General features: G+C 58.5%; 22 protein-coding genes. 14 read left to right on the top strand and 8 right to left on the bottom strand.

What is annotated here, in order from left to right; all coding sequences use genetic code 11:
- Positions 1 to 356 precede the first annotated feature (356 nt).
- Complete coding sequence (locus CK627_RS18990; protein WP_005298930.1) at positions 357 to 506, top strand: hypothetical protein; 150 nt, start codon at positions 357 to 359, stop codon at positions 504 to 506.
- A 74-nt stretch (positions 507 to 580) separates the two neighbouring features.
- Here the strand turns inward: CK627_RS18990 and CK627_RS18985 are convergent, their stop codons facing one another.
- Both CK627_RS18985 and manA read right to left on the bottom strand, forming a co-directional pair.
- Positions 581 to 1,087, bottom strand: coding sequence for a hypothetical protein (locus CK627_RS18985; RefSeq protein WP_043170106.1), 507 nt, complete (start codon positions 1,085 to 1,087; stop codon positions 581 to 583).
- 235 nt (positions 1,088 to 1,322) lie between these two features.
- The gene (gene manA, locus CK627_RS18980; RefSeq protein ID WP_095593116.1) at positions 1,323 to 2,522 is read right to left on the bottom strand and encodes a mannose-6-phosphate isomerase, class I; all 1,200 of its coding nucleotides are present in this window, start codon (positions 2,520 to 2,522) and stop codon (positions 1,323 to 1,325) included.
- A 129-nt stretch (positions 2,523 to 2,651) separates the two neighbouring features.
- On the opposite strand from manA, the gene CK627_RS18975 reads away from it, so the two are divergent.
- Positions 2,652 to 3,527 (top strand): helix-turn-helix transcriptional regulator, encoded by an 876-nt coding sequence (locus tag CK627_RS18975; protein ID WP_005298937.1) that lies wholly within the window; start codon positions 2,652 to 2,654, stop codon positions 3,525 to 3,527.
- Between the two features lie 202 nt (positions 3,528 to 3,729).
- Entirely contained in the window at positions 3,730 to 4,983 is a 1,254-nt protein-coding gene (gene icd, locus CK627_RS18970) for an NADP-dependent isocitrate dehydrogenase (RefSeq protein WP_017786499.1), read from the top strand.
- A gap of 86 nt (positions 4,984 to 5,069) precedes the next feature.
- On the opposite strand, the gene CK627_RS18965 is transcribed toward icd, so the two are convergent.
- The gene (locus CK627_RS18965) at positions 5,070 to 5,246 is read right to left on the bottom strand and encodes a hypothetical protein (protein WP_011705338.1); all 177 of its coding nucleotides are present in this window, start codon (positions 5,244 to 5,246) and stop codon (positions 5,070 to 5,072) included.
- Positions 5,247 to 5,580: 334 nt separating this feature from the next.
- Positions 5,581 to 6,912 (bottom strand): D-serine ammonia-lyase, encoded by a 1,332-nt coding sequence (gene dsdA / locus CK627_RS18960; RefSeq protein ID WP_095593539.1) that lies wholly within the window; start codon positions 6,910 to 6,912, stop codon positions 5,581 to 5,583.
- 357 nt (positions 6,913 to 7,269) lie between these two features.
- On the opposite strand from dsdA, the gene dsdC reads away from it, so the two are divergent.
- Positions 7,270 to 8,223, top strand: coding sequence for a DNA-binding transcriptional regulator DsdC (gene dsdC, locus CK627_RS18955; protein WP_095593115.1), 954 nt, complete (start codon positions 7,270 to 7,272; stop codon positions 8,221 to 8,223).
- 21 nt (positions 8,224 to 8,244) lie between these two features.
- On the opposite strand, the gene CK627_RS18950 is transcribed toward dsdC, so the two are convergent.
- On the bottom strand, positions 8,245 to 9,438 hold the full coding sequence (locus CK627_RS18950; protein WP_167385384.1) for an ROK family transcriptional regulator: 1,194 nt from the start codon (positions 9,436 to 9,438) through the stop codon (positions 8,245 to 8,247).
- Positions 9,439 to 9,557: 119 nt separating this feature from the next.
- Here CK627_RS18950 and CK627_RS18945 point away from each other — a divergent pair, with 119 nt between their 5' ends.
- From CK627_RS18945 to CK627_RS18935, 3 genes are all read left to right on the top strand, one after another.
- On the top strand, positions 9,558 to 12,845 hold the full coding sequence (locus CK627_RS18945) for a DUF5107 domain-containing protein (protein ID WP_095593113.1): 3,288 nt from the start codon (positions 9,558 to 9,560) through the stop codon (positions 12,843 to 12,845).
- 72 nt (positions 12,846 to 12,917) lie between these two features.
- Entirely contained in the window at positions 12,918 to 14,372 is a 1,455-nt protein-coding gene (locus tag CK627_RS18940) for a sugar porter family MFS transporter (protein ID WP_095593112.1), read from the top strand.
- A complete protein-coding gene (locus tag CK627_RS18935) occupies positions 14,369 to 15,259 on the top strand; it encodes an aldose 1-epimerase (protein WP_095593111.1) in 891 nt (296 codons plus the stop codon). Before CK627_RS18940 ends, CK627_RS18935 begins: the two co-directional genes overlap by 4 nt.
- A 331-nt stretch (positions 15,260 to 15,590) precedes the next feature.
- Here the strand turns inward: CK627_RS18935 and umuC are convergent, their stop codons facing one another.
- On the bottom strand, positions 15,591 to 16,937 hold the full coding sequence (gene umuC / locus CK627_RS18930) for a translesion error-prone DNA polymerase V subunit UmuC (RefSeq protein ID WP_302476474.1): 1,347 nt from the start codon (positions 16,935 to 16,937) through the stop codon (positions 15,591 to 15,593).
- Entirely contained in the window at positions 16,918 to 17,109 is a 192-nt protein-coding gene (locus tag CK627_RS23105; RefSeq protein WP_302476473.1) for a S24/S26 family peptidase, read from the bottom strand. Before CK627_RS23105 ends, umuC begins: the two co-directional genes overlap by 20 nt.
- Positions 17,110 to 17,145: 36 nt before the next feature.
- Between CK627_RS23105 and CK627_RS22695 the strand changes: the two genes are divergently transcribed.
- The 5 genes from CK627_RS22695 to CK627_RS18905 all read left to right on the top strand — a co-directional run bounded on the left by CK627_RS22695 (position 17,146) and on the right by CK627_RS18905 (position 23,680).
- Positions 17,146 to 17,310, top strand: coding sequence for a DUF3283 family protein (locus CK627_RS22695; protein WP_157737197.1), 165 nt, complete (start codon positions 17,146 to 17,148; stop codon positions 17,308 to 17,310).
- A 164-nt stretch (positions 17,311 to 17,474) separates the two neighbouring features.
- The gene (locus tag CK627_RS18920; protein ID WP_095593110.1) at positions 17,475 to 19,127 is read left to right on the top strand and encodes a dynamin family protein; all 1,653 of its coding nucleotides are present in this window, start codon (positions 17,475 to 17,477) and stop codon (positions 19,125 to 19,127) included.
- Complete coding sequence (locus CK627_RS18915) at positions 19,120 to 20,637, top strand: dynamin family protein (protein ID WP_157737196.1); 1,518 nt, start codon at positions 19,120 to 19,122, stop codon at positions 20,635 to 20,637. Before CK627_RS18920 ends, CK627_RS18915 begins: the two co-directional genes overlap by 8 nt.
- A 24-nt stretch (positions 20,638 to 20,661) precedes the next feature.
- Positions 20,662 to 21,498, top strand: a complete 837-nt coding sequence (locus tag CK627_RS18910; protein ID WP_095593108.1) for a hypothetical protein — start codon at positions 20,662 to 20,664, stop codon at positions 21,496 to 21,498.
- An 88-nt stretch (positions 21,499 to 21,586) separates the two neighbouring features.
- Entirely contained in the window at positions 21,587 to 23,680 is a 2,094-nt protein-coding gene (locus CK627_RS18905) for a dynamin family protein (protein ID WP_095593107.1), read from the top strand.
- Positions 23,681 to 23,774: 94 nt separating this feature from the next.
- Here the strand turns inward: CK627_RS18905 and CK627_RS18900 are convergent, their stop codons facing one another.
- Positions 23,775 to 24,689, bottom strand: a complete 915-nt coding sequence (locus tag CK627_RS18900; protein ID WP_095593106.1) for a BrxR family helix-turn-helix transcriptional regulator — start codon at positions 24,687 to 24,689, stop codon at positions 23,775 to 23,777.
- Between the two features lie 100 nt (positions 24,690 to 24,789).
- On the opposite strand from CK627_RS18900, the gene CK627_RS18895 reads away from it, so the two are divergent.
- Complete coding sequence (locus CK627_RS18895; RefSeq protein WP_095593105.1) at positions 24,790 to 25,080, top strand: DUF4258 domain-containing protein; 291 nt, start codon at positions 24,790 to 24,792, stop codon at positions 25,078 to 25,080.
- A 6-nt stretch (positions 25,081 to 25,086) separates the two neighbouring features.
- On the top strand, positions 25,087 to 25,725 hold the full coding sequence (locus tag CK627_RS23100; RefSeq protein ID WP_233759664.1) for an ADP-ribosylglycohydrolase: 639 nt from the start codon (positions 25,087 to 25,089) through the stop codon (positions 25,723 to 25,725).
- The last annotated feature ends 14 nt before the right edge of the window (positions 25,726 to 25,739 follow it).

Below are 25,739 nucleotides of genomic sequence, written 5' to 3'. Positions count from 1 at the left end.
GTGGCGGGGTTGCAAGGGACGCAAACACGGGGCGTGAAAAATCAGTGCATAATTGGCGGCCTGAAAAGGGCGTGTACACTCGCTATGAATGTATTTTAAGTGATTGATATTTAATGGTTTACATCTCGTCCATAGGAGCGTAAAGCGGGCCTGTTGACCGCCTTTAGATGGTTTTACGAGAGACGTTTAATCATTTTTTAGATTGCTTTGTGCATATCCAATCGTTTATTTAGTTGGACAGTTTTGGCAAACCGGAAGTCAAACTTGATGAACCGACAGGCCAACGCCCTTGATGCGGAGTGTGCCGTCAACCCGTTTTACTTGTCATGTTCACCCAGATGTAAGGAGACATCCTGATGGAAAATTTGGCCCAAAATATCGACACCATGCGCGAAGAGTTCAAGCAACAGGAGCGCAAACAGGCCCACGACAAATGGCAGGCCAGGGTCGAAGAGCTGCAGCAGATCCGTGCTGAAGAGCCTCAGTCGGAGGCAGTAGAGGAGTGACCTCGCTACGGGCCCGGCGCTGATGCGTGTGGCTCGGCTGAATGCAAAACCCCCGCCTGTATGGCGGGGGTTTTTTATTGCAACTCGATGGCGTTGTGGCTCTGCCACTGGCGCAGGCGCTGTTTGAGGGAGCCATCGCCGGGGGGGATGAAGTCATCCATCAGGTAGCAGCGGTTGTCGCCGCTCTTTTGAAAGTGGAGGCTGACGGTCTGCGGCTCTTTCTGGGTGTCGGAGAGGGCGAACAGATAGTGCATCCTGACCGTTACCCCTTGCTCTTGCTCCTTGGCCAGGGTGAAGCTGACGGGCTCGCTCACTTCGCCATCCTGGGCGTTGATCCAGGGGTCGGCATCGATGGCACACACCTCGCCGTCGGCGTTGCACTCGGCCTCGCTGCTCAGCACGGCAAAGAAGTCGGGGGTGAGCAGCGCCTTGAGCGGCGCCGGATCGGCGTAATAGAAATCCTTGTGCTCGCTCCAGAACGCCTTGGCCAGCCTGAGCGCCACCCCCTTGTCGCAGGCGGCGTGCACCGGGCCGCCCAGCAGCGCCAGCAGTAAAACGGATAGTCCGCAGTAGCCTTTCATGATGTTCTTCCTGAACTGGGGCCGGCTGACAGTGCTGCTCCGGCGGGTATCAAGGCATGTGATAGCCAGACGGGCATGATAGCCAACCCGGCAGAGGGCGACAGCAGGATCTGATGATTTTATGCCGCACATCAAGAAATTAGTCGGCAAAGGCGGAAGTGGACAGTGGCGGTCACTGCCAACAACAAGGGCCATCCTGGATGGCCCTTGTTGTCATGGGTCGATTTGAACCGGCTTAGCAGCGGTTGCCGGCGCGGGCGACCCGGCCCTCGGCCAGCAGCTGGTAGCGGCCGGTGGCGGCCGGGATGAAGGCGGACTGACCCTTCTCGAGGCGCAGGGTGTCGTCACCGCGCTTGAGGATCACCGCCTCGTCGATGGCAAACAGGATCTCGGCGCTGGCGGTGGTGAGCTGATGCTCGCCCGCCGGGTAGACGCTGAAGGTGAAGTCCGGCACCGGCACCTCGAAGTGCTGCACCGCCCCGTCCAGGCGGGGGGCAAGCAGGATCTGGTCGTCCGGCTTGGGCAGGCAGCGGGTGCAGGCCAACAGCTCGGCCACGTCTATGTACTTGGGAGTGAGTCCGGCGCGCAGCACGTTGTCGGAGTTGGCCATGATCTCGAGGCCAGTGCCGCGCACATAGGCGTGCGGGGTGCAGGCGTCCAGATACATCGCCTGACCGGGCTGCAGGGTCACTACGTTGAGCAAGAGCGGCGAGAAGAGCCCCACGTCCCCCGGGTACTGGGCGGCCAGACTGGTGATCAGCGCAAAGGTCTCTTCATCCTGATGCTTGGCGGCAAAGGCCAGCAGGCCCGCCAGTGCCTCCTCCTTGCGCGCCCCTTCCAGCACCAGCAGCTGGTGGAAGAAGTGCTGCAGGCCCGCTTCATTCTGGCTGGCAGCGAGGGCGGCAACCAGCTCGGCAAGGGCAGGCAGCTTGACCCGCTCGAACAGCGCCAGGATGGCCGGGATGGCGCGAAAACCGTTCATCGCCTGATAGGGGGTGAGGGCAAACACCAGCTCGGGCTTGTGGTTGGGATCCTTGTAGTTGCGATTGGCGGCCTTGGGCGAGATGCCGGCGGCCTCTTCTTTGGCAAAGCCTGCTTCGGCCTGCGCCTTGCTCGGGTGCACCTGAATGGAGAGAGCCTTCTCGGCGCACAGCACCTTGAACAGGAACGGCAGGCTGCCAAAACGGGTCTGGGTGGCTTCACCCAGTACGGCGGCGGGGGCGCTCTCTATCAGGGTCGAGAGCTTTTGCGTCTGCCCGGCCAGCACTACCTCGGAGCAGCCGTTGGGGTGGGCACCCATCCACAGCTCGGCCTGGGGTTTGCCCGCCGGATTGGGGATGCCGAACAGGGTGGTGAGGGCGTCATGGCTGCCCCAGTCGTAGCCTTGAATCGGATTTTGCATTGACAAAAAAGAGGGCAGATCGCGACTGCTCATAAGGGATGCCTCATTTGGTGTGCAGAAAATCGGGTGCAGAAAAGGGTGGCATTGCTGCCGTGGACCGGACTATAACATGGGCGGTCGCGGGCACCGCAACCGCTTGCCTCTCTCTTGATCAGGATCAGCATGTCTCTTGTCTTCAGCCAGTTGCTCGATGGCGCCCTCCACGAGCAGGCCCCCTTCGACCAGATCTGGTTTGCCCAGGATCAGGGGGTGCCGCCCGGTTTCAGCTATCAGGTCAACTTTCCCCGCCTCGAGCTGGTGTTCAGCGGCGAGTACCGCAACCAGATCTGGGACAGGGAGCAGGGCTGCCAGGAGATCTGCATCGCCCCGGGGCAGGCGCTCTACATCCCCCCCAACGGCTGGAACAAGCCGCTCTGGACCACCGACTGCTCGGTGCTGAGCCTGCTGTTCGGCAAGCGCCAGCTTGGCTTCAGTCTGGTGAGCAAGCGGCGGGAAGACCCCGATTTCTTTGACGTGCAAAAGCACAGCATCATGGCCCGGGCCGGCCATGTGAACGAACACATACTGGCGGCACTCAACGTGCTGACCGAGGATCCCGCGCGCTCCCCCACCGACAATCACCTGCTGCAGGCGCTGCTCACCAGCGTGCGCCAGCTGCTGGCCGAGTCGACCTTCGAGCGGCCGCGGGGGGCCGAGCTGTTTCACGGGATCTGCATCTATATCCAGGAGAATTTTCACCGCCCCATCAGCCGGGATTCGATCGCCCATCGCTTCAACGTCTCGGCCAGCCACCTGTCGCACCTGTTTCGTGAGCAGGGGCACATGCGCCTGGCCGATTACATCAGCTGGGTGCGCATCGATCGGGCCAAGTTCATGCTCAAGAAATACCGCTTTCGCCTTGAAGAGGTGGCCAGCCGCTGTGGTTACAGCGATGTGAACTATTTTTGCCGGGTGTTCAAGCAGAAGACCGGGCTGACCCCCTCCCAGTACCGGGCGCTCAGCCAGCCGCAGGGGCAGGCCGAGGGGCTGGCGGGATAAGCAGGGATGCTGCTGGAGCCTGTCCGAGTCAGGCGCCGGCAGGGCTGCTTCGGATCCGGAGCAGGCAGAGGGGACGCATTGTGATCCAGTGCGCGACTATGGTCTGACATGCGTGCTCGCCATTTGATTCTGCAAATGGATGGGCTTAAGATGGCCGCGCGCAACTTACAGATTGATAACAAACGGAAGTTAGGAGATGCCGATGGAAAGCAAAGTAGTTATCCCGACCCAGGGCCAGAAAATCACAGTCGATGCCAACGGCAAGCTGCAGGTTCCCAACCATCCGATCATTCCGTTTATCGAAGGGGATGGCATCGGTGTGGACGTGACCCCGGCCATGTTGAATGTGGTCAATGCCGCGGTCGAGAAAGCCTACAAAGGCGAGCGCAAGATCGCCTGGATGGAGATCTACACCGGCGAGAAGTCGACTCATGTCTATGGCGAAGGTGCCTGGCTGCCGGCCGAAACCCTGGATTTCATTCGTGAATACTGCGTGGCCATCAAGGGCCCGCTGACCACCCCGGTCGGCGGCGGTATTCGCTCCCTCAACGTGGCCCTGCGCCAGGAGCTGGATCTCTACATTTGCCTGCGTCCGGTCCGTTACTACGAGGGCACCCCGAGCCCGGTCAAGCGTCCTGATCTGACCGACATGGTGATCTTCCGCGAGAACGCCGAAGACATCTACGCCGGCATCGAGTGGAAAGCCGACAGCGACGAAGCCAAGAAGGTGATCGCCTTCCTGCAAAACGAGATGGGCGTGAAGAAGATCCGCTTCCCCGAGACCTGCGGCATCGGCATCAAGCCCATGTCCAAGGCCGGTACCGAGCGTCTGGTCCGTGCCGCCATCGAGTATGCCATCGACAACGATCGCGACTCCGTGACCCTGGTGCACAAGGGCAACATCATGAAGTTCACCGAAGGTGCCTTCAAGGATTGGGGCTACGCCCTGGCCCAGAAAGAGTACGATGCCCAGCTCATCGACGGCGGCCCCTGGTGCTCCTTCAAGAACCCGAAAACCGGCAAGACCATCGTCGTCAAGGACGTCATCGCCGACGCCTTCCTGCAACAGATCCTGCTGCGCCCGGCCGAGTATGACGTCATCGCCTGCATGAACTTGAACGGCGACTACATCTCCGACGCGCTGGCGGCCCAGGTGGGCGGTATCGGCATCGCACCGGGTGCCAACATCGGCGACGGCGTGGCCCTGTTCGAAGCAACCCACGGCACTGCGCCGAAGTACGCAGGTCAGGACAAGGTCAACCCGGGCTCCCTCATCCTCTCTGCCGAGATGATGCTGCGTCACATGGGCTGGGTTGAGGCGGCCGACCTCATCATCAAGGGGATGGAAGCGGCGATCCGCAACAAGACCGTCACCTATGACTTCGAGCGTCTGATGGAAGGGGCCACCCTGCGCTCCTGCTCCCAGTTCGCCCAGGATATGGTCGACCAGATGTAATTTGGTCCCTGAAATGCAAAACCGGCGCCATGAGCGCCGGTTTTTTTATGGGTGATGGGCGGGTGCCGAGGGAGGCACCCAATGGGTCAGGTGGTCTTTTCCACGTGCTGCTGGTAGATCTGCTGCCATTTGCTGAACTCGGCCTCGTCTCCCTGGGCCTGCCAGAACTCGCAGATGGAGCTGGCGAGTTCGGATGCCATGGCGTGGTCCCCATCGCGGCGACTCATCAGATATTGTCCCAGCCAGCTTTGATATTGTTTCATTGCCCGATCTCCTTATCTCGTGTGTCTTGCTGACCGCCGCCAGGCTTTGTGCCGGACGGGGCCATCAGGCCACGGTTTTTCTGCATGCCCGTGATGGTTGTGATCGACGGATTGGGTCGCGATCTCGCCCGAACAGGGCGCCAACGTGGGTGCAGATGTCAAAAAACGGTCACTATCGTATCACAAAATAACCAGCTTGGGGGGATTGTCAGCAATTCAGGGTGTCCAGCTGTCTGGCCGTCCACTTTATATGCACCCGAACATGCACGCCATCTCGCTGATCTCACACGAGAAAAACCCGCCAGTCTGGCGGGTTTTATGGCTGAAAAAAAGATCAGAAGCGGGCGCTGGCCAGGTACTTTTCCATCTCCTCGGCAGGCACCATTCCGCCGCCGGTGGCCCACACCAGGTGGGTGGCGCTGGCCATTTTGGCTGCATCCAGCCCCTGGCCAGTTTGCCACTCAAGGTCGGCCGCGACGCGCCACGGGCCTGCCATGCCGGCCAGCGCCGAGGGTTCCAGCTTGATCTGCTCATCGCGCGCCAGCAGTCCCAGCAGGTCGTACATCTCCTGATCGCTCAGGGTGTAGAAACCTGCCAGCAGCCGCTCCATGGCGCGGCCGACAAAACCGGAGGCGCGCCCTACGGCGAGGCCGTCGGCCGCAGTGAGGTTGTCGATGCCAAGGTCTTGCACCGCAATGGCATCGTGCAAGGCGGTGTGCACCCCGAGCAGCATGCAGGGGGAGTGGGTCGGCTCGGCGAACAGGCAGTGGACGTTGTCCCCGAACGCGAGCTTGAGACCAAAGGCCACCCCGCCTGGGCCGCCACCGACACCGCAGGGCAGGTAGACAAACAGCGGATGGTCGGCATCCACCACAATCCCCATGTCATCAAACTGCTTTTTCACCCGCTCACCGGCCACCGCGTAGCCGAGGAACAGGGTGCGGGAGTTCTCGTCATCGATGAAGAAACAGGCGGGGTCGCGTTCGGCCTCCTTGCGGCCCTGCTCCACCGCCACCCCGTAATCCTCGGCGTATTCCACCACGATGGCGCCATGTTCGTGCAACTTGAGCTTCTTCCACTCCCGCGCATCGGCCGACATGTGGACGGTGACGCGAAAGCCGAGGCGGGCGCTCATGATGCCGATGGACATGCCGAGGTTGCCGGTGGAGCCTACCGCGATGCTGTACTGACTGAAGAACTGGCGGAACTCGTCCGTGAACAGCTTGCGATAGTCGTCCTCTTCGCAGAGCAGGCCGGCCTTGATCGCCAGCTGCTCGGCATGGGCCAGCACCTCGTAGATGCCGCCGCGCGCCTTGATGGAGCCGGAGATGGGCAGATGGCTGTCTTTTTTGAGCAGCAATCGACCGGCGACCTCAACGCCGTAACGCTGGTTGAGAGTGGCCTGCATCGCGGGAATGGCGGCGATCTCGGACTCCAGAATGCCCTTGCTGGCGCGGGTCTCGGGGAAGGCTTCGCACAGGTAGGGGGCGAAGCGGGCCAGGCGGGCGGAGGCATCCGCCACATCGCAGCCATCCAGCCCCACATAGGGAAGACCTTCCACTAGGGTGGTGGCCTTGGGGTTGAACCAGCTGACCGGTTCCAGCGCGATCAGGGATTGCAGCAGCGGAAACTGCTGGGTGAGTCGTGATACGTCGATGTTTTTCATGGTGTTCTCGGCTTCGTCATTGAACTCGGGCATGCAGGTGCCAGCAGGGTTGCGCCCACCGTGGCAAACCTGGCACAGAGCCATGGGGTCTATGATGGCTGTCGGCCGGGGGCGCCGAGCCCTGTTGAGGCGCTCATAGTGCACCCCGGCATGGGAATAAGCTTGGCGTTATTCAATGCCAATGAGGTGGCCGTGACAAATGATGAAATGAGCGTCTTGGATGAGCTGGATTGATGCAAGGGCGCCACATTCATCACATTGTTGACCTGAGAGCGACATTGGGTGGCATGAGCTGATGCAAAGGGGCACTTTTTCGGTATCATCGGCGCACGTATTGAAGGGGGCAACGGGGGCGTCATGTACCAGCAGGATCATCAGGTGGCCAGAAGCCGTATTGCGGGCAACAAGCTGCTCAACGGCTATCAGCTGGCGAGGCTGCACACCTTTGAGGCGGCGGCCAGACACGGCTCCTTTGCGCTGGCGGCCGACGAGCTGGCGCTCAGCCCGAGTGCGGTGAGCCACAGGATAAGCGCCCTGGAGGAGGAGCTTGGCTTCAAGCTGTTCCAGCGTTTTCACCGCAAGGTGGCGTTGACGGCGGACGGGCAGCGGGTGTTCTGGGCGCTCACCTCATCGCTGGAGTTCATCAACCAGGAGATCCTGGAGATCCGCCATCAGGAGCTGTCGGGCCCCCTGACCGTCTTCTCACGACCCTCCATCGCCCAGTGCTGGCTGGTGCCGCGACTGGCGGATTTCTCTCGCCTGCATCCCCAGATAGAGCTCAACATCATGACCGGCAACGAGAACATCAACCTGCATGGTTACGGCATCGATCTCGCCCTCTGCTTTGACGACAAGGCGCCGGAGCGGCTCGCTATCCACCCGTTGATGGACGAGTACATGGTGCCGGTGTGCAGCCCCGAGTATGCCGAGCAGCACGGCCTGCTCGGCAACCCGGCCAACCTGGCACGCTGCCGCCTGCTGCACGATCGGCAAGCCTGGAGCCAGGATTCCAACGATGACGAGTGGTCCGGCTGGGCCGAGCAGTCCGGCGTGTCGCTTTCGGCATGCAGGGCCAGCATGGGGTTTGATCGCTCCGATCTCGCCATTATCGCCGCCATGAACCACGCCGGGGTGGCCATGGGACGTCAGAATCTGGTGAGCAAGCGACTGGCACGGCGCGAGCTGGTGGCCCCCTTCCCGGAGATGGCGGTGCGCTGCGCCCAGCGCTACTACATCGCCACCCTGCCCAATTGCCAAAACCCCAAGGCGCAAGCCTTCATTGACTGGGCCTGCCAGCAGGCGGGGGTCTGAGTCAGCCCTTGCGCAAACAGGCTAGCGAGGCTGTGCCAAGGCACTTTCCACATAGAGATAGCCAATCCCCATCACCTGCTGGGCGCGGCTGAGCTGGCCAAAACGGATGTGGGTGGCGTTGACGGCATCGCTGCAGTCGAACGGGTTGGCACCGGTCTGGTGGATGATGGTCTGCAGCCACTCCTCGCCAAAACCGCAGCTGCGGCCATAGAGCCAGATGCGGTTGATGTTGAGGATGTTGAGGAAGTTGTAGAGGCTCAGGCCAATGGCACGGGCTCCTTCGTCCACCATGGCCCGGATCATGGGATCCCCCTGTTGGTAGCGTGCCAGCAGCTGGGCTGTGCCGACACGCCCCTCCGCCAGCGCAGCGGGATCCGCCCCCTGCTGCTTGAGAAAGACCCGGGCCCGCTTCTTGATGGCCGAGAGGGAGGCGATCGTCTCCAGACAGCCGTAACGGCCACAGGCACAGGCGCTACCGTCCGGGTTGATGATGGTATGGCCAATCTGGCCACTGCCAAACAGGGCTCCCCGGTAGATCTGGCCGTTGATGATGAAGGCCGAGCCGATGCCGTAATCGACGTTGATGACGCAAAAATCGCCGACGTTCTCCGCTCCCTGCCACTTCTGGGCCAGCGCCAGCATGATGCAGTCGTTGTCCACCATCACCTCGCAGCCGAGGTGCTCCTCCAGCAGATACTTGAGCTCGACCGGCGCGTGCCAGGGAGCCTGCGGCATGGTCTGCGACACCCCGGTCGCCGGGTTGACCTGACCGTGTACCGCGATGGCCAGCCGGATCGCCAGCCCCTTGTGGCGGCGCTTGTGCTGGTAGTAGCAGGCCTCAATCAGACGCAGCAACTCGTCCGGGGTTTGCGGCGCAATTTTCTGGCCGGCGTAGTCGTCGAGGGGGGTGATCAGGTTGTCCACCAGAATGCTCTCCAGACTGGTGGGGCTGATATTGAGGCAGAGGATCGCCCCCTGACCGCTGGCGATGCGGTAGCTGCCGCCATTGATGCCGCGCTGGGAGAGGTTCTGGTCGCTGTGGCTGATGGCCCCCTCGGCCACCAGCTCGTCGAGGATCTTGCTGACAGCAGGAATGGAGAGCTCGCAGTGGCGCGCCAGGGTGGACTTGCTCGCCTCCTTGAGCTGGTAGAGCAGGGCCAGCAGCACCTGCTTGTTGTGGTGGCGTACCTTCTGGTTGTTCAACCCTGTGCTCATCACTTCACTAAACTCCGCTTACTGTATTGCGTGATCTTTAGGCAATTAATGGTGGTTTAATCATTCTAATCTGGTCTCACTGAAATTTTTACTAACAAGTATTAAGTGAGGCGAGATTGATGAGAGCTGATGTCAAGGTCTGGGTTGAGACCATCACCCTGCCGACCTACGAGGTGGGCGCCGAAGATCCCAACCCCATGTTTCTCGAGAAGCGGGTCTATCAGGGCTCCTCGGGGGCCGTCTATCCCTATGGCGTGATCGATACTCTTACCGGCCAGAAGCAGATGAAGCCCTATCGGGCGGTCTGGCTGGAGAACGACTTCATCAAGGTGATGTTGTTACCGGAGCTGGGCGGTCGCATCCACCGTGCTTACGACAAGGTGATGCAGCGGGATTTCGTCTATTACAACGAAGTGATCAAGCCCGCGCTGGTGGGGCTGGTGGGGCCCTGGATCTCCGGCGGCATCGAGTTCAACTGGCCGCAGCACCACAGACCCACCACCTTCATGCCGGTGGACTTCACCATCGCGGAGCGCGAGGGCGGCGCCAAAACTGTCTGGCTCGGCGAGGTGGAGCCGATGCGTGGTTTGCAGGTGATGGCGGGCTTCACCCTCTACCCCGACAAGGCGCTCATCGAGATCACCGGCAAGGTGTTCAACGGCAACGATACGCCGCGCCATTTCCTCTGGTGGTCCAACCCGGCGGTGAAAGGGGGCGATGCCCACCAGAGCGTCTTCCCGCCCGATGTGACCGCCGTCTATGACCACGGCAAGCGCGACGTCAGCGCCTTCCCCATCGCCCGTGGCACCTACTACAAGGTGGACTACTCCGCCGGAGTCGATATCTCCCGTTACCGCAACATTCCGGTGCCCACCTCCTACATGGCGGACAAGTCCGACTACGACTTCGTCGGCGCCTACTGTCATGACGAGCAGGGGGGCCTGTTGCACGTGGCGGATCACCACGTCTCGCCGGGCAAGAAGCAGTGGAGCTGGGGCAACTGCGATTTTGGTCTGGCCTGGGATCGCAACCTGACCGACGACAACGGCCCCTACATCGAGCTGATGACCGGGGTCTATACCGATAACCAGCCCGACTTCACCTGGCTGGATGCCGGTGAAGAGAAGGTGTTCGTGCAAAACTTCCTGCCCTATAACACCCTCGGCACTCTGCAAAACGCCAACACCCGCGCCGCCATCAAACTGGAGCGTAGCGATGACGGCCTCGTCTGCGGGGTCTATGCGGTGGCGCCGCTTTGTGGGGCCCGGTTCGAGGTGAGCGACGAGGGGGGCGTGCTGTTTACGCAACCTCTGGATCTGCAGCCGGGTCAGGCCTGGCTGGAGCCATTCGCCATCACCAGCGAGGGACGTTTGCAGGTACGTCTGCTGGATGAGCAGGGTCAGTGCGTGCTGAGTTACCTCGAGCATCAGCCAGCTGGCGAAGCCCTGCCGGATCCCGCCACGGCGCCGGAGCCTGCCGTCAATCTCGACTCGGTCGACGAGCTCTACTTCATCGGCCAGCATCTGGAGCAGTATCTGCACGCCAGTCGCTCGCCGTTCGATTACTACCTGCGGGGGCTGGAGCTGGATGGCGGCGACTATCGCTGCAACCTTGCACTGGCAACGCTGGAGTACAACCGTGCCAATTACGAGCAGGCGCTGGTCTACGTCAAGCAAGCGCTTACCCGTGCCCATCGCCTCAACAAGAACCCCCAGTGTGGCAAGGCCAGCTTGCTGCGCGGCCATATCGAGGAGCGACTCGGCCAGTTCGATGCCGCGTTCGATAATTTTTACAAGGCAACCTGGAGTGGCAACTGTCGCGACAGTGGCTTCCTCGGGTTGGCCCGTATCGCCATGGTGCGCCGCGATGCCTCGCAGGCGCTGCAATTTGTTGAGAAGAGTCTTGCCGTCAACGGTACCCACTACGGCGCCATCGCCCTCAAAGGGTTGGCTCTGCTGGAGTCTGGTGAGCCGGAGGCAGCCATCGTCTATATCGACGAGCAGCGAGTCCGCTATCCGCTTCACTATCAGCTGGCCTTCCTGCGCTGGCTGGCAAGCGAGCAGGCCGCCGATCGCGACGCGCTAGTACATCTTTGCAACGGGCGTGGCACCAACCTCTGCTTCCTCACCAGCGAACTGCTGAGTTGGGGGCGCCCCGAACTGGCCAGCAAGCTGCTGGCAGCCCTGCCGATGGAGGAGACCCTGCCGCTGCTGTTCGAGGCGAGCTTGCTGGCAGCGGGGCCGGAGCAGGAGGCGCTGCTGCAGCGGGCCGAACAGGCCTTTGGCCGCAAGGTACGTTTCCCCAACACCCTTGGCGAGGTGGCCATGCTGGCGCAGCTTTCCCACATCTGGTTTGCCAGCTATCTGCTGGGCTGCTTTCACTACAGCAAGCGCAACTACGAGCAGGCGATTGCCCTGTGGCAGCGGGTGTGCGAACAGGCACCGGACTTTGCCTCGGTCTGGCGCAACCTCGGTATTCACCACTTCAACAAGGCGGGTGATATGGCGGCGGCCGAGCAGTGCCTGCGTCGCGCGTTTTCCCTAAAGCCGGACGATGCGCGGCTGCTGTTCGAGCTGGATCAATTGCACAAGCGTTGTGCCATGGCCCCCGCAGAGCGGCTGGCCCTGCTGGAGGCGCACCGTGCGGTCGCCCTCAAGCGCGATGATCTGACCGCCGAACTGCTCAGCCTCTATCACATTACCGGTCAGCTGGATGCGGCGGCCGAGATCTTGCGGCTGCGCGAATTCCACCCCTGGGAGGGGGGCGAGGGCAAAGTGACCGGTCAGTACCTCATCAACCAGCAGCGCCGGGCGCTGGCGTTGATGACTCAGGGACGTCACGAGCAGGCTGTTCCGTTGCTGCAACAGGCGCTGCACTACCCCCTCAATTTGGGGGAGGGGCGCCTTGTAGGACAAACCGACAACGACATTCACTACCTGCTGGCGCTCTGCCATCTGGCCTGTGACCACCAGAGTCTGGCGGCCCAGTGCCTGCAACAGGCTTGTCTTGGTCAGGGGTCGCTGGGGGCCAGCCGCTACTACAACGATCAGCCGGTGGATTACCTCTTCTATCAGGGTATGGCGCTGGCTCGTCTTGGACGGATTGCGGAGGCACAACGTCTGTTTGAAGGGATGGTGGCTTGGGCCGAGCAGGCAATGGGCGAGTCGGTCGAGGCGGACTTCTTTGCCGTTTCGCTGCCGGATCTCATCGTGCTGGATGACGACCCGCAGCACAAACACCGTCAGCACTGTCTGCTGGTCCGGGCCCTCGGCCAGTTGGGGTTGGAGCAGCGTGAAGCGTGTTCCCAGACCCTGCGCGAGCTGCTCATCTTGAACCCGGCTCACGACAAGGGGCAGCTGTTCGCTCTGATCTGCCGCGAGCTGTCACTCAAGCCATCACAGCCATAACAACAACGGGCGCCCTGCCACGGTACGGGGCGCCACTGCACCCTACAATCGACAAGATAGAAAGGATGAGTCATGGAACGCACGAAAAATCAATTGGATACGAATGGGCTCAATATGAGCTACATCTGGATGATCTGTTTGGTAGCCGCCTGCGGAGGTCTGCTGTTTGGCTACGACTGGGTGGTCATCGGCGGGGCCAAGCCCTTCTATGAGGCCTATTTCTCCATCACCGACCCGGCCCAGTCCGGCTGGGCCATGAGCTCGGCGCTGGTGGGCTGTGTGCTGGGGGCCGCCATCTCCGGCTGGTCGGCGGATCGCTTCGGCCGCAAGAAGCCGCTGATCCTGGCCGCCATCCTGTTTACCATCTCGGCATGGGGCACCGCTGCGGCCAGCAACTTCGATCTGTTCGTGGTCTATCGCATCGTGGGGGGGATCGGTATCGGTCTGGCTTCTGCGCTCTCTCCCATGTACATCGCCGAGATCAGTCCGGCCGACAAGCGGGGCAAGTTCGTTGCCATCAACCAGCTCACCATCGTCATCGGTGTGCTGGCGGCTCAGCTGGTGAACCTGATGATTGCCGATCCGGTCGCGAGCAACGCCACCCAGGCCGATATTCTGGCGACCTGGAACGGCCAGTCCGGCTGGCGCTGGATGTTCGGTGCCGAGCTGGTACCGGCGCTGGCGTTTCTGGTGCTGATGTTCTTCGTGCCGGAGTCACCGCGCTGGCTGGCCAAAGATGGCCAGTATGAGCAGGCGGCCCGCATGCTCGGCAAGATTGGCGGGGATGCCTATGCCAAGCAGACGCTGGCCGAGATCCGCCAGACGCTGGTGGGGGAGTCGGCGCACAAAGTATCGCTGGCGGAGCTGGGCAAGCCCTCGGTGCGCCCCATCCTCATCATCGGCATGGTGCTGGCGGTATTCCAGCAGTGGTGCGGCATCAACGTCATCTTCAACTATGCGCAGGAGATCTTTGCCTCCGCCGGGTTTGACATCAACAGCACCCTCAAATCCATCGTCGCCACCGGTCTAATCAACCTGCTGTTCACCCTGATTGCGCTGCCCATGGTGGACAAGCTCGGCCGTCGCAAGCTGATGCTGATTGGCTCGGCTGGTCTCACCATCATCTACGGCATGATGGCCGCGGCCTATGCCAGTGGAGTGTTGGGCTTGCCGGTGTTGCTGCTGGTGCTGGCGGCCATCGCCATCTATGCGCTGACCCTGGCGCCGGTGACCTGGGTGCTGCTTTCGGAGATCTTCCCGAACCGGGTACGCGGGCTGGCCATGTCGGCCGGAACCCTGGCGCTCTGGATCGCCTGCTTCGTGCTGACCTACACCTTCCCGCTGCTCAACGCCGGGTTGGGGGCCGCAGGCAGTTTCCTGCTCTATGGCCTTATCTGTTTCGCCGGGCTCATCTTCATCTACCGCAAGGTGCCCGAGACCAAAGGGGTGACGCTGGAGGCGCTGGAAACCCAGCTGGCCCAGGGCAAGGTGGAGTTGGCACCGACCAAGGCGAGCGCCTCGGCATGACGGTCTACACATTGAGCAACCCGCATCTTCGGTTGCGGGTTTCAACCCAAGGAGCCTGTGTGCTGGGGCTGGAGGATGAGCAGGGGCGCCCGCTGCTGCGCGGCTCCAATCCCGATGCATCTTGCAACCCCGGGCAATGGCATCCCGGCGAAAGCGCCCTCTTTCCCATGATGCCGCTGGCTAATCGGGTGGCAGGCAACCGTTTTGAGTTGTGGGGGAAGGAGCATCGCTTGCCAGAAAGCCCTCTAGATCCCGACTTCTTCCTGCATGGCGATGGCTGGTTGCAGCCATGGCAGCGGGTGGCGGGCTCAGCCAGTTCGGTGACGCTGCAGCTCACCAGCCAATGCGGCCTTTTTCACTATCTGGCCGAGATTGACTATCGGCTGCAGGAGGTGAGCCTGATCGCACGCATCAGTTTGACGCATTTGGGGGAGGCGCCCTGTCTCTACGGCGCGGGTTTTCACCCCTTCTTCTGGCGCGACGAGCAGACCAAGATTCGCTTTCTGGCGAGCGGCGTCTGGCAGGAGGGGCTGGAGCATCTGCCGACCGATTGGTCGAGCCGGTTAGCGCACCACCTCGACTTTCGCCAGTGGCAGCGCCCGCAAGGGTGGCTCAACCACTGTTACGGTGGCTGGCATGGTACGGCCGAGCTGGTGCACCCCACCCGCCGTCAACGGTTGAAGGTGGCCAGTGACGCCTCCTTCCTGATGCTCTATCAGCCGGATGCAACGAGCGGTTTTGTTTGTCTTGAGCCCCAGAGCCACGCCGCCAATGCCCACCATATGGCCGGTCACCCCGGTTTGCGGCTGCTGCAGCGCGGCGACACCATGAGCATCGCCATGACTATCACTTTGATGCCAGCGTTGATAGATGGTTGCCAGGCGTAACGGGATAAGCGGCGAGATTGTGCGGATTGGGTGTTTGCTGAAAACAGAGCAATAAAAAAGGGCCACCTCTTGCGAGGTGGCCCTTTCCAAACGTTTGGTGGGCTGGGGGATGTTGAACCTAATGACTAACCAATTGATCTTAAATTAAAATCGCCAATTCAGAAAATTCATGTATGCCTAACCGTATGCCTAACATCAGAACTTCTGCAATAACATAGTGTTATCTGGGCTGGAATGGTCATATGTGGTTAATTGGCCGTGGAGGAAATTTTAACTCTCACCTTTCTCAAAAGGTAACTGACTCTTGCGAAAGTTGGCGCTCTCTGTTGTATCAGTTCCTCGTTTGGAAAAAAATTTCCCGTCCAAAATTTACCTGTCCAGCGAGCTTTGAATAGACTGTTTCAACCTTCTGTGGCTTGTACCTCGCCACCGGCAGGTCCTCCCAGCTGGTGGTGTAACAGGGGCTCAGGTGCTCTTGTCGCATCATCCACTCAGGCGACCCCGTGCCTTGGCTGGCAAATCCTACGCGCCCCAATCCCTTGGCTTTGATCTGGTCCATCACTGCCATCAGCGTATCCGATTGAGCGGATGACGGGGCAAGCAGATCGGCCTGTTGTTGCCCCTTGGGGGTGAACTCACTCAGCATGACACCTCCCTTCTGATAGCGGTAACCGTCGCGCCAAATCTGCGGTAGCAGCGCGTTCACTTGCTGCAGCAACAACCGGGTGTCATCGCTAGGGCAGACCAGTCGGACGCCAGCCTGCTCACTGTAGTAAGGCGCTCGTTCGTCAAAGGGGCTGGTTCGCACGAACAGGTGCACCCGCTGGCAACACATCCCCTCGGCCCGCAGCTTCTCGGCAGCTCGAGCCATAAAGCCTGACAACGCTTGAGCCATTTCCCCACTGTCGGTCACGCGCTCACCAAAGGAACGGCTCGAGAGGATCTGCTGCTTCGCCACCGGTTCAACGGTCAGCTCCGCACAAGGCTGGCCACGTAGCTCCTGTACGATCCGCTCGACCACCACGCCGTATTGGGCGCGCAACCCTTTGGCATCACCGGCCACCAAGTCAGCCACGGTGTTGATGTCTTGCGCCACCAACTTGGCCCCCAAGCGCCGCCCTATGCCACACACCTCACCCACCGGGGTGATGGCCATCAGCCGGGCGCGGCGCAGCTCGTCATGCAAGTCCACGACGCCGCCTGTGGCAGGCCACTTCTTGGCAGCATAGTTGGCCAGCTTGGCGAGGGTCTTGGTGGGACCGATCCCGACACCTACCGTTAGGCCGGTCCACTGCCACACTCGCTGCCGTATCTGTTGTCCATACACCGTCAGATCCCCGGCAAACGACTCTGACAGAGACAGGAATGCTTCATCGATGGAGTAGACCTCCAGCTCGGGGGCCATGGTCTCCAACGTGCTCATGACCCGGCCAGACATATCGCCATAGAGCGCGTAGTTGGAGCTGAACGCCACACCGCCATGCGCCTCGAACTGCTCGCGGATCTTGAAGTAGGGCCCGGCCATCTTGATGCCCATCGCCTTTGCCTCGGGGCTGCGCGACACCACGCATCCATCGTTGTTGGAGAGTACCACGATCGGGCGGCCACGCAGCTCAGGGCGAAACAGCCGCTCACAGCTGGCGTAGAAGTTGTTTACATCAACAAGCGCTATGGCCATTACGCTGCCTCAGATTGCCAATCACATGGGTGAACACCCCGAACAGCTCCAGGGAGAGACTCATGAAAGGGTCGATAGGCGCGAACGCCGGATTGGCTGGCAACAGCCGCAGCCTCGGCCTGAGTTGTAAGGTCTTGACCGTGAAGCTGCCATCGAGTAGTGCAATCACCACATCACCATGGCGCCTACAAATAACAAAGAGGTCAGTATGAGTCACAATCTGTGTGCCCTACCGAAAGAGCAGCAAGAACGGGTCGAGGTCGAGAAGGCCGCCGCATATGCGGTATGGAAGGAGCGCAACGGCCAGCTGGCCGTGGTCGTGAGTGAGCCAAAACCACGCCAAGAGAGAGTTCGGGAGCGGGTGGTGTGGTAAAAGTGGGAGGTTGAGCCAACTTCTGCCTGAAAATGTGACATGTGAATTTATACACCCCTTAAAAGGATCATGGTTCCTCTGTATGATGGTTCCACAAGACGCTTATCGTATGTTCGTCAATGGGTTAGAGCGATAAGTCGCCATCTATAAATTATGAGGTTCATATGCTCAACGAACAGGTATTTCTCAAGGAAAGTCTTCCCCGTCTCCAGGTGCTCTGGTCTGCCCACGAGTTCCCTACTGAGGAGCTGGCGGCATTGGAGGTCGAGTTAAACCAGTTTTCGGTTCGCCTTCCCCTTATAGGCTCATTCAGCGCTGGCAAGTCCTCTCTTATCAACTTCTTGCTGGGTGATAGCCTGCTATCGGTCGCGGTCAATCCGGAGACCTGTCTGCCGACCGAGCTTCGCCATGCGGAGTCTGAAGCCATCACGCTGCATCATTCCAATAGGTCAGATGTCTGTCTTGATCGCGAAGCCCTTAAAGCGCAGGCGTTTGGCGAGATCACTGCCAGCAGTTGGGTAGAGGTCGCCACACCCTCACCAGTACTTGCCAAGCTGGGGGGAATGACCCTGGTTGATATGCCGGGTTGGGAGTCCGGTATTGAGCAACATTCCAATGCTATCGACAACTATCTTGAGCGCAGCTCTGCCTATTGCGTCGTGGTCAGTGTCGATGAGGGGGGACTCAAAGACAGCCTTAAAAAGATCATCGAAGAGCTGGCCATTTATAAGAAGCCGATGATGTTGATTCTGACCAAATGCGATAAGAAGACGCCGGAAGATGTTGCCAGCGTACTGGCTCAGGTACAGGGTGAGATCGAATCCATTACCGGCATACCTCTGCTCTCGGTCAGCAAAGCTCAACGCAAACAGCCACAGGAGTGGGCCAATGCGTTACAAGAGATCATTCCTCTTAACCAGCAATTTTTCCATCAACGTGTCGGCAGCCAATTTGAGCGACATCTTGAAACCTTGATGACCCATCTGAACAAGCTGCTCAACAGCGAGAACTTCACCATCGAGCAGATTAAGGGCAAGCAGGCACAACTCCATCAGGATAAGGAGCGTCTCCAGCAGGATCTCCAACAGACCCAACAGCAGTTGCAGTCCCAGGTCATCACCTTAGCGGCGTTTGTTTGCGATCAGTTTGCTAGCCGGCTCAACTCGCAACTCGACACCCTGGCAGGCCATCTGCTCCACCACGGGGATATCAATGGCGTGGTAGGGACTGCGCTACGCATGGCTTATGCCACTGGCGTGGAGGAGCGGCTCAAACCGCTTATCAGCAGCAAGCTGAGTCAGCTTGAGCGCCTGACGGAGGGAGAATTCGGTGAGCTGAGTTTTGACCATAACTTCCAGCTCAATAGTGTGAATGGCGGTTTGCTCAAGGATGTGATCGGCAATCTATTGCCACTGGTCATGGCAGCATTGACCCGTATTCCGGCACTGATGATCTTTGCCCCAATCCTCAAAACCATCCTGGGTTCGCTGTTTGATAATGCCGCCAAAGAGGTGGCGAGACGGGAACAGCGGGAAGAAGCGCGTCAATATGTGCTCCGCAACTTGATCCCTGATTGCCTTGCTCAGGTTAAAGATCCAATTGAGCAGGCGCTGGCGAAGGGCATTGAGCAGGTGATCTCCACGGTCAAGGGAGAAGCCGAGCGCGAGTTGCGCAATTTTCAGCAGTCCCTGGCGCAATTGGCCGAGCAACTGGCTAGCGAGCAGGCCAACGATAATGCCAACAAGGCCCGTTTGCAGCAAGAGCATGCCGAGCTGGCTGCTCTGTTAACCAAGGTGAAAGCGTTTGGTCATGAGTGATAACACTAGGTTGTTGCTCGATGAGCAAACCCTTCGCGAGCGCTATGCCCTGCTTTGCCAGGTCTGTGACGCCGCCCCCCAGGGAGCGGAGCTGCAGTTGGAAGGGCAGTTGCAGTGCCTTGAGCAATTGATCGAGCATGAGCTGCCAGCGCTGGCTCGCAGGGGAAGCCCGGACAATTTTGCCGATCTGCTCCATGCCCTTCGCCAAGAGATGGTGCGTTTTCGGGAGTTTTGTGAGTACCCCGAACTCCCCAGCAAGGTGGTGGTCGGGCTGGGCGGGAGTTTCAGTGCCGGCAAGTCGTCGCTGATCAATGCGCTGATAGGTGATCGCAAGTGTCTGGCGACTGAGCTGACCCCGACCACCTCGCTGCCTACCTATCTGGTGCAGGGGCTGGGGGAAGAGGTTGGGGTGCATGCCATTAATCATTTCAACCGCAAGGTCTCCCTCACTTATGCCCAGTTTCGTACCATCACTCATGATGAAAAGGAGCTGTATGGTAGTCAGGTGAGCACTCTGCTCAAGTCGGTGGTAGTCGCTCACCCAGCACTGCCGTGGGCCAATCTGACCCTGTTAGATACGCCGGGTTACAGCAAGGCGGATGAGGCGAGTGGCGAACGGACGGATTCTAATGTAGCCAGAACCCAGCTCAGCAGTGCCCAGTTTATCCTCTGGCTGGTGCCGGCCGACAAGGGCACCATCACCGAGGAGGATATTGCGTTCCTCGCCTCTCTCGATCGCGCCATTCCTAAGCTGATCGTGGTGAGCCGCGCCGACAAGCACCCGCCGGAAGAGATTGCCAATATAGTGCAGTTGGTGAGGGAAACGCTGGCCAAACGCGGTCTGTCGGTACTCGATGTGCTCCCATTCTCGACCCGTCCCCGTACCGGCTTCAATGCGGGGCCACTGATGGACTACTTTGCTCAATGGAATGAGGCGAGCCGGGAGCTGGGTTTTGCCAAGCAGTTCAAGCGCCAGTTTATGAGCTATCAACGTTTTATTGACGAGGAACGTCAGGAGGCGCAGCGGCTGCTGGCTAAGTTCAACCGCATCCTCGCCCTGAGCGATGATGGCGACGTGCAGGTCGATATCGACAGTGTGCAGCGCAATTGCAAGGGCGAGCTCGAACAGTTGGAGCAACTGGCGCAGACACTGGCCGATCTTCAGGACCGCTTCTTTACCCAACTTAAACAGATAGGGGATAGGGTCGGCATTGCGCTGCCGGAGCCGGATGCCCTAAGTCTGCTGGATCTTGGCTCTATTCAGCTCTCGGATATGCTCTGGCAATTGATGAGGGAGTGGGATATTCCTGCGACAGGATGGGATTCCTTATTCTGGCTGCCGCTAACTCGTAAGCAACCTTTGGAGCATCGTGATCATCTGTTACGCCGAAATAAGCACGCTGCCAAGCAGTGGCTGTTCCTAATTCAAGATATGCCTCTAGCACGACGTGAATATTTGCTGTGCCGTGATACCCCCCTTGCTACTACCTTACAGGTGCTGCAAGCCTGACGCACTCCAGAAGGAATTGATTAAATGAATAAACTATTACAGATGTTGGATAGGGTCCGACCTGAGATTGATCCCCTAGATGAGCATTATTTATCGAACGAAACGCCCTTGGCGCGAGATCGTTATCTCACCTTGCTGGCGGCCAATTTGTTAGAGGTAGGAGCATTGAGTGAGGCTCGCAGCCGCTTGTTCGATATGCTGATCACCTCTATGGAGACCGATCATTCGGCCAGCTTCTATATGCAGCAAGCCAATGCCCTGGAGCATAACGAGCTCAAAGAAATTCTGCTTTATTTAAGAGAGGACAAAGAAAGGACCAAAGCTTATCTATTCGATCTACTGGTGCTGCTGCGTATTGATAGCCCTCTCGATTCTACCAAGATTACACTTATAGAACAACAGTTTACAGTTTTAGGGGTTACTGAGCGTGAAGCAAAAAACCTCGTGTTTTGGTTCGATTACTTAACTCAAGGGAAACCCCTGTCAATATATGAAACCAATGTTGACTTGCATGAAATAGTTTACGCAGAATGTGTTCTTAAATCTGATAGAGATATTCTTAGCAATTTTAATTGCATCTCTTTTTCGCTTAAACCAGGTAAGATTTATAATGAAAATGAGTTTTACACGGGTGGTTCAATATCTAGTTACTTTTCAGATGCCGGCATCAGTTACAATTATTATTACTGTGTGAATAAAGTGAGGTTTCCACGAGGTCTGTTAGTAAGCATATATGCTCCAATAAAAAATTTCTCTAGTAAACTTTGGTCTTTTGGGGGAAAGGCTCCGGCGTTGTGTATGATCCCATATCCAAATGGCTTATCAACTTGGTGTAGGTTTTTTGATAGTGAAGAAATATAATAGCTATTGTGCTGTGACTATATTAACACTTGCAAGTGTTGTCACACATCTTTATTAAGTCTTAGATGCACAGGATACTTTTGAATAGATGGAAACATTTAAATTTCTTTCCCATCAGAAATCCATATTAGCCCGCTTTGAACAAGAACAAGAAGGGTTAAAAGGCATTTACACCGATTATCAGAGCAAGCTCTCCCGTTGGCAGATGCAGGAGCAGACCCTCAATATTGGTATTATGGGACAGGTCAAGGCGGGCAAGAGTACTTTTCTTAACGCTCTGCTGTTTGATGGTCGCCCGATCCTGCCTGAGGCAGCCACACCCAAGACAGCGAATCTGACCAAGGTGGTCTATGGCGAGCGTTACAGCCTGCAGGTGGAATATTACAGCCAGCAGGAGTGGAACGAGATTGTGAGCCAGGCCAATCAAGCAGGGGAAGGGGACAAGAGCAAGGTCGCCCGTGAGCTGGTGGCCATGGGGCAGGCATCCGGGATTGATCTGACGCAGCACTGGCAAAGAATGGGTGGCGAAGAACATTGTGAGACCTTCTATGCCGACGATCTGGCGGGGTTGCAGGGACTGCTTAATCAGTATGCCGGTAACAATGGTCGTTACACCGCTCTGGTCAAGTCCACCATGCTGACCCTGCCCGATGAGCAGCTCAAAGGGTTTGAGGTGGTCGATACTCCGGGCTTGAACGATCCGGTGCAAAGTCGTTCCCAGAAGACCCGCGACTATATGGCCAACTGTGATGTGGTCTTCTTTCTATCCCGCTGCAGCCAGTTCCTCGACAAGTCGGATGTGGGACTACTAGGCGAACAACTGCCGGGCAAGGGGGTGAAGCGGCTAGTGTTGGTTGCGGGGCAGTTTGATTCGGCCATCCTCGATGATGGTTACGATCGCAGCTCGCTGGATGAAACCGACAACAATATCCGCCGTCGACTGCAGCGGGGGGCTGCGGAGACAGTGACCGAACTGGTAACAAAGAGCCGCGAGCGGGGGCAAGATGCGCGCGCCAAGGTGCTGGAGCAATTAGCACTGCCGGTGTTTGCCAGCACCTTTGCCTACGGTTTCGCCACTTGGCCTGAGGTACGTTGGGGTGACAGCATGCGCCATACCCACAGAAAGTTGCAGGAGATGGCCGAGGAGTGCTGGGATGAGCCCATCACAACCGAACAATGGCAACGCCTGGCGAACTTCGATGCGCTGAAAGCGGCCTATCAACAGGCACGCTGTGATCGCCTGCCGCTGCTGGAGCTGCAACGGCAGGGTTTTGAACAAGAGATACAAGAGCGCCTTATCGAGTGGCGCAATGGTTTTGCCGAGCGGATCAAGCAGCGTATCCACCTGCTTAAGACCCAGGATCTGCAGTCGCTGGCACTGCAGCAGCAAAATTGCGATCAGCGACTTTCGGCCATCGCCGATGAGCTTAAAGCCATTGTCGAAAGTGTGACAGCAAGGGCGCGCAAGGATAGCGGGGAAATGCTGTCGCAATTGGCCCGTGATCGCGGTCGCTTCAGAAATATCCAGACTCGCAGCGGCACCAAAGAGGTGACCAGATCATACAAGGTTAGCGATTCGACCTGGTATAAACCCTGGACTTGGGGTAGCACCAGAACCGAGTACTATACCGACACTGTTAGCTATGACTATCTCAATGCGGCCGATGCCATAGAACAGGTGCGTGACTTCGGTGCTCAGTGTGCTGATCAGATGCGAAGTCATATCAACCGTCTCATCTCCCCACACGAGCTTAAAAGTAGTTTGCGCAAGGCTCTGCTCAAGCATCTGGATACCAAGAGCGATCACTTCGATCCCGCGCTGTTCAGGAGCACCCTGGAGGGGGCCATCAATCGCCTGTCGATGCCGACCCTGAGGCTCTCGCTTGGGGATGCCACCTCGATCATCCCCTTCTCGGGTCAGATCAAGGAACGTGACGAGATGGAGAGGCTTCGCCGCTATCTGGACGAAGCGTTGGGAAATGTCTTTGACCGATTGGAAAAACAGTTGGATAAGGGGATCAATCAGGTGCTGGCTCAGTTGGAAGCGTTGCAGACCTCTCTTAAGGAGGAGCTGACCCGGGATCTTCGGTCAGAACTGGATCAAGTACGCCAAGGCTTGCAGCACAAGGAGCAGGAGTTGGCCGATTATGATGAATTGCTGACTCGACTCAGCACAATCTAAATCCTATAACCTGAATGAAGAGACTCCCGGCAGTGCCGGGAGTCTCTCTCTATCTCAACATTTTTAGTTATGGAGCCATGCGCCCTTTGCATTTTTAAATTTGCAAATCCGCGCTCTTGAGCTTGAAGGTACATCCTTGCTGAATTAGCTCCTCCCGGTTGGCCAGCACCAGCGGGTATAGCAGGGGATGCTGCTGGTGTTCGCCGTTATAGCTCACCTGCATCCGTTCCAATGCGTAATGAACCAAGGGGATCCGTTGGCGGATCAACAGCTGGCTCCCGGTCATGGCATAGTCTCTGGCAATGATGGCCTGCTGTCCCTCACTGAGCCCAGGATTGGGAACGACTATGGCGGTCACTTGGGAGTTCCACTCCAGATCCTGATCCCGGCCGTGGGGGGAGGCATCCAGCAGATCCGGTTCCCCGCGAAAACGACTCATCACAAAATCCAGATATTCCCCTTTCTTCTCGCAGTAGGCACGTACGTGCCAGCGGATCCCGTCATAGACCAGAGTGTGAGGCACGATATTGCGGCCACTCTGCTCCTCTGAGCTGAGGGATACGTAATCGACATCGACCCGCAGTTGGCCGCGCGCCGCTTGCACCAAGCCGCGCACGATTTTCGGGTCGATATGGCGGTTTGGCACATCCAGGATCTCGATATGGCCGTAGCGCAGATCCATCAGCGGCAGGGTCAACAGCCCCGCGTCATGTTGGCGTTGGTGCTGCTTTTCACGGTGTAGCAGCATCAGGTACTCGTCCACCTTGCCTTCGCTAAAGCGCGGGACAAAGTGCTCTGTGGGTTTGTATCCCTTCAGGCTTCTGTCATAGACCAACCCTTCCGGTGAGTAGTGGATCAGGTAGTGGTTGATATCCCGCGAGGCCTGTTGGCGACCGATATTGAAGGCGGTCATCAAATGATTGGTGGTCAGCCGTCCCTCCCACTGTAATACGATTTCCAGCAGACGAAAGCGCAGGGTTTGATCCCAGGTGAGCTCTTTGGGTGACATACGTGCTCCAAAATGCGACATGTTTATGTAACCAGTATCGGCATGAGTATACAGGCTACATATAATGAGTCCATCGAAATGAGCGCCAAAGGAACATGTCATGAACGGGAGGCTGGATAGTGCGTACAGCCATCACGCCGCGTGCCGGATGCAGCAGTGCGGTATTGCACCCGAGCTGGTGGATATGCTGCTGAACATCGGACGCTCTGCTTATCACCAGGGGCGCGAACTGGTTTATCTCGACCGCAAAGGATTGGCGATGTTGCAAACCGGAGGCGGATTGCCCGCGGAATGTTGCCAGCGGCTGCGCCGTCACTATCTGGTTCTGCAAGACGGTGAGATTGTCACCGTTTGTCATAAAACCACCCACTTCAAACGCGATCGTCACTGAGGCGCTATGAACTCAAGACTGTTATCGGATCAGGCGGCCATGCCACTGATCAGGGGGATCTATTGCCTACTACCAGCCGAGCGAGCTAGGGCTCTGACCGTTCTGCTTGCCAAAGGCGCGTATCACCAAGAGGGTGAGACTTCACCGCTGACGGTGGTGACGGCACTGGCTATCCATGTCGAGCAACATCGGCTGGATCGCACTTCACAGCCAATCTACCAAGGGCGTGAGCAACTGATGGAGGGTACCGCCAGTTTGCTTGGGGAGGATGCCAGTTTTGAAGATTTGGATGCGTTGCGTCTGTTGGCGCTGCTACTCGAAAAATTATTGCGAGGAGGGCATGGCAGTCGTCAGGCCAAGCTGGATGGATTAACGGTAAGCGTTATGGAGCAGCGGGCGCTGGCGACCAGCTCCCCGAATAGCTGCGCCGTGATACGCGGCAGCTGGCGGCGCAAGTCACGTAATCAGCTGGGCCATGCCAGCTGGCTGGATGTTGTGGAGGCAGCCCTATGGTGCTTCTGGCATGGTGATGATTTGGAAAGCGGAGAAGTGCTACTCGGTGTGCTGCTGGGCAGGGATGAGCGGGTGCGGTTGGTCTATGGTTTGCTGGCCGGTGCTTTCTATCTGTCAGATCTGACTGCTTGAAGCTGCGGGGCAGC

The sequence above is a fragment of the Aeromonas dhakensis genome (assembly GCF_002285935.1).
GTDB classification, from domain to species: domain Bacteria; phylum Pseudomonadota; class Gammaproteobacteria; order Enterobacterales; family Aeromonadaceae; genus Aeromonas; species Aeromonas dhakensis.
This window is presented reverse-complemented; position numbering and strand designations above follow the sequence as displayed.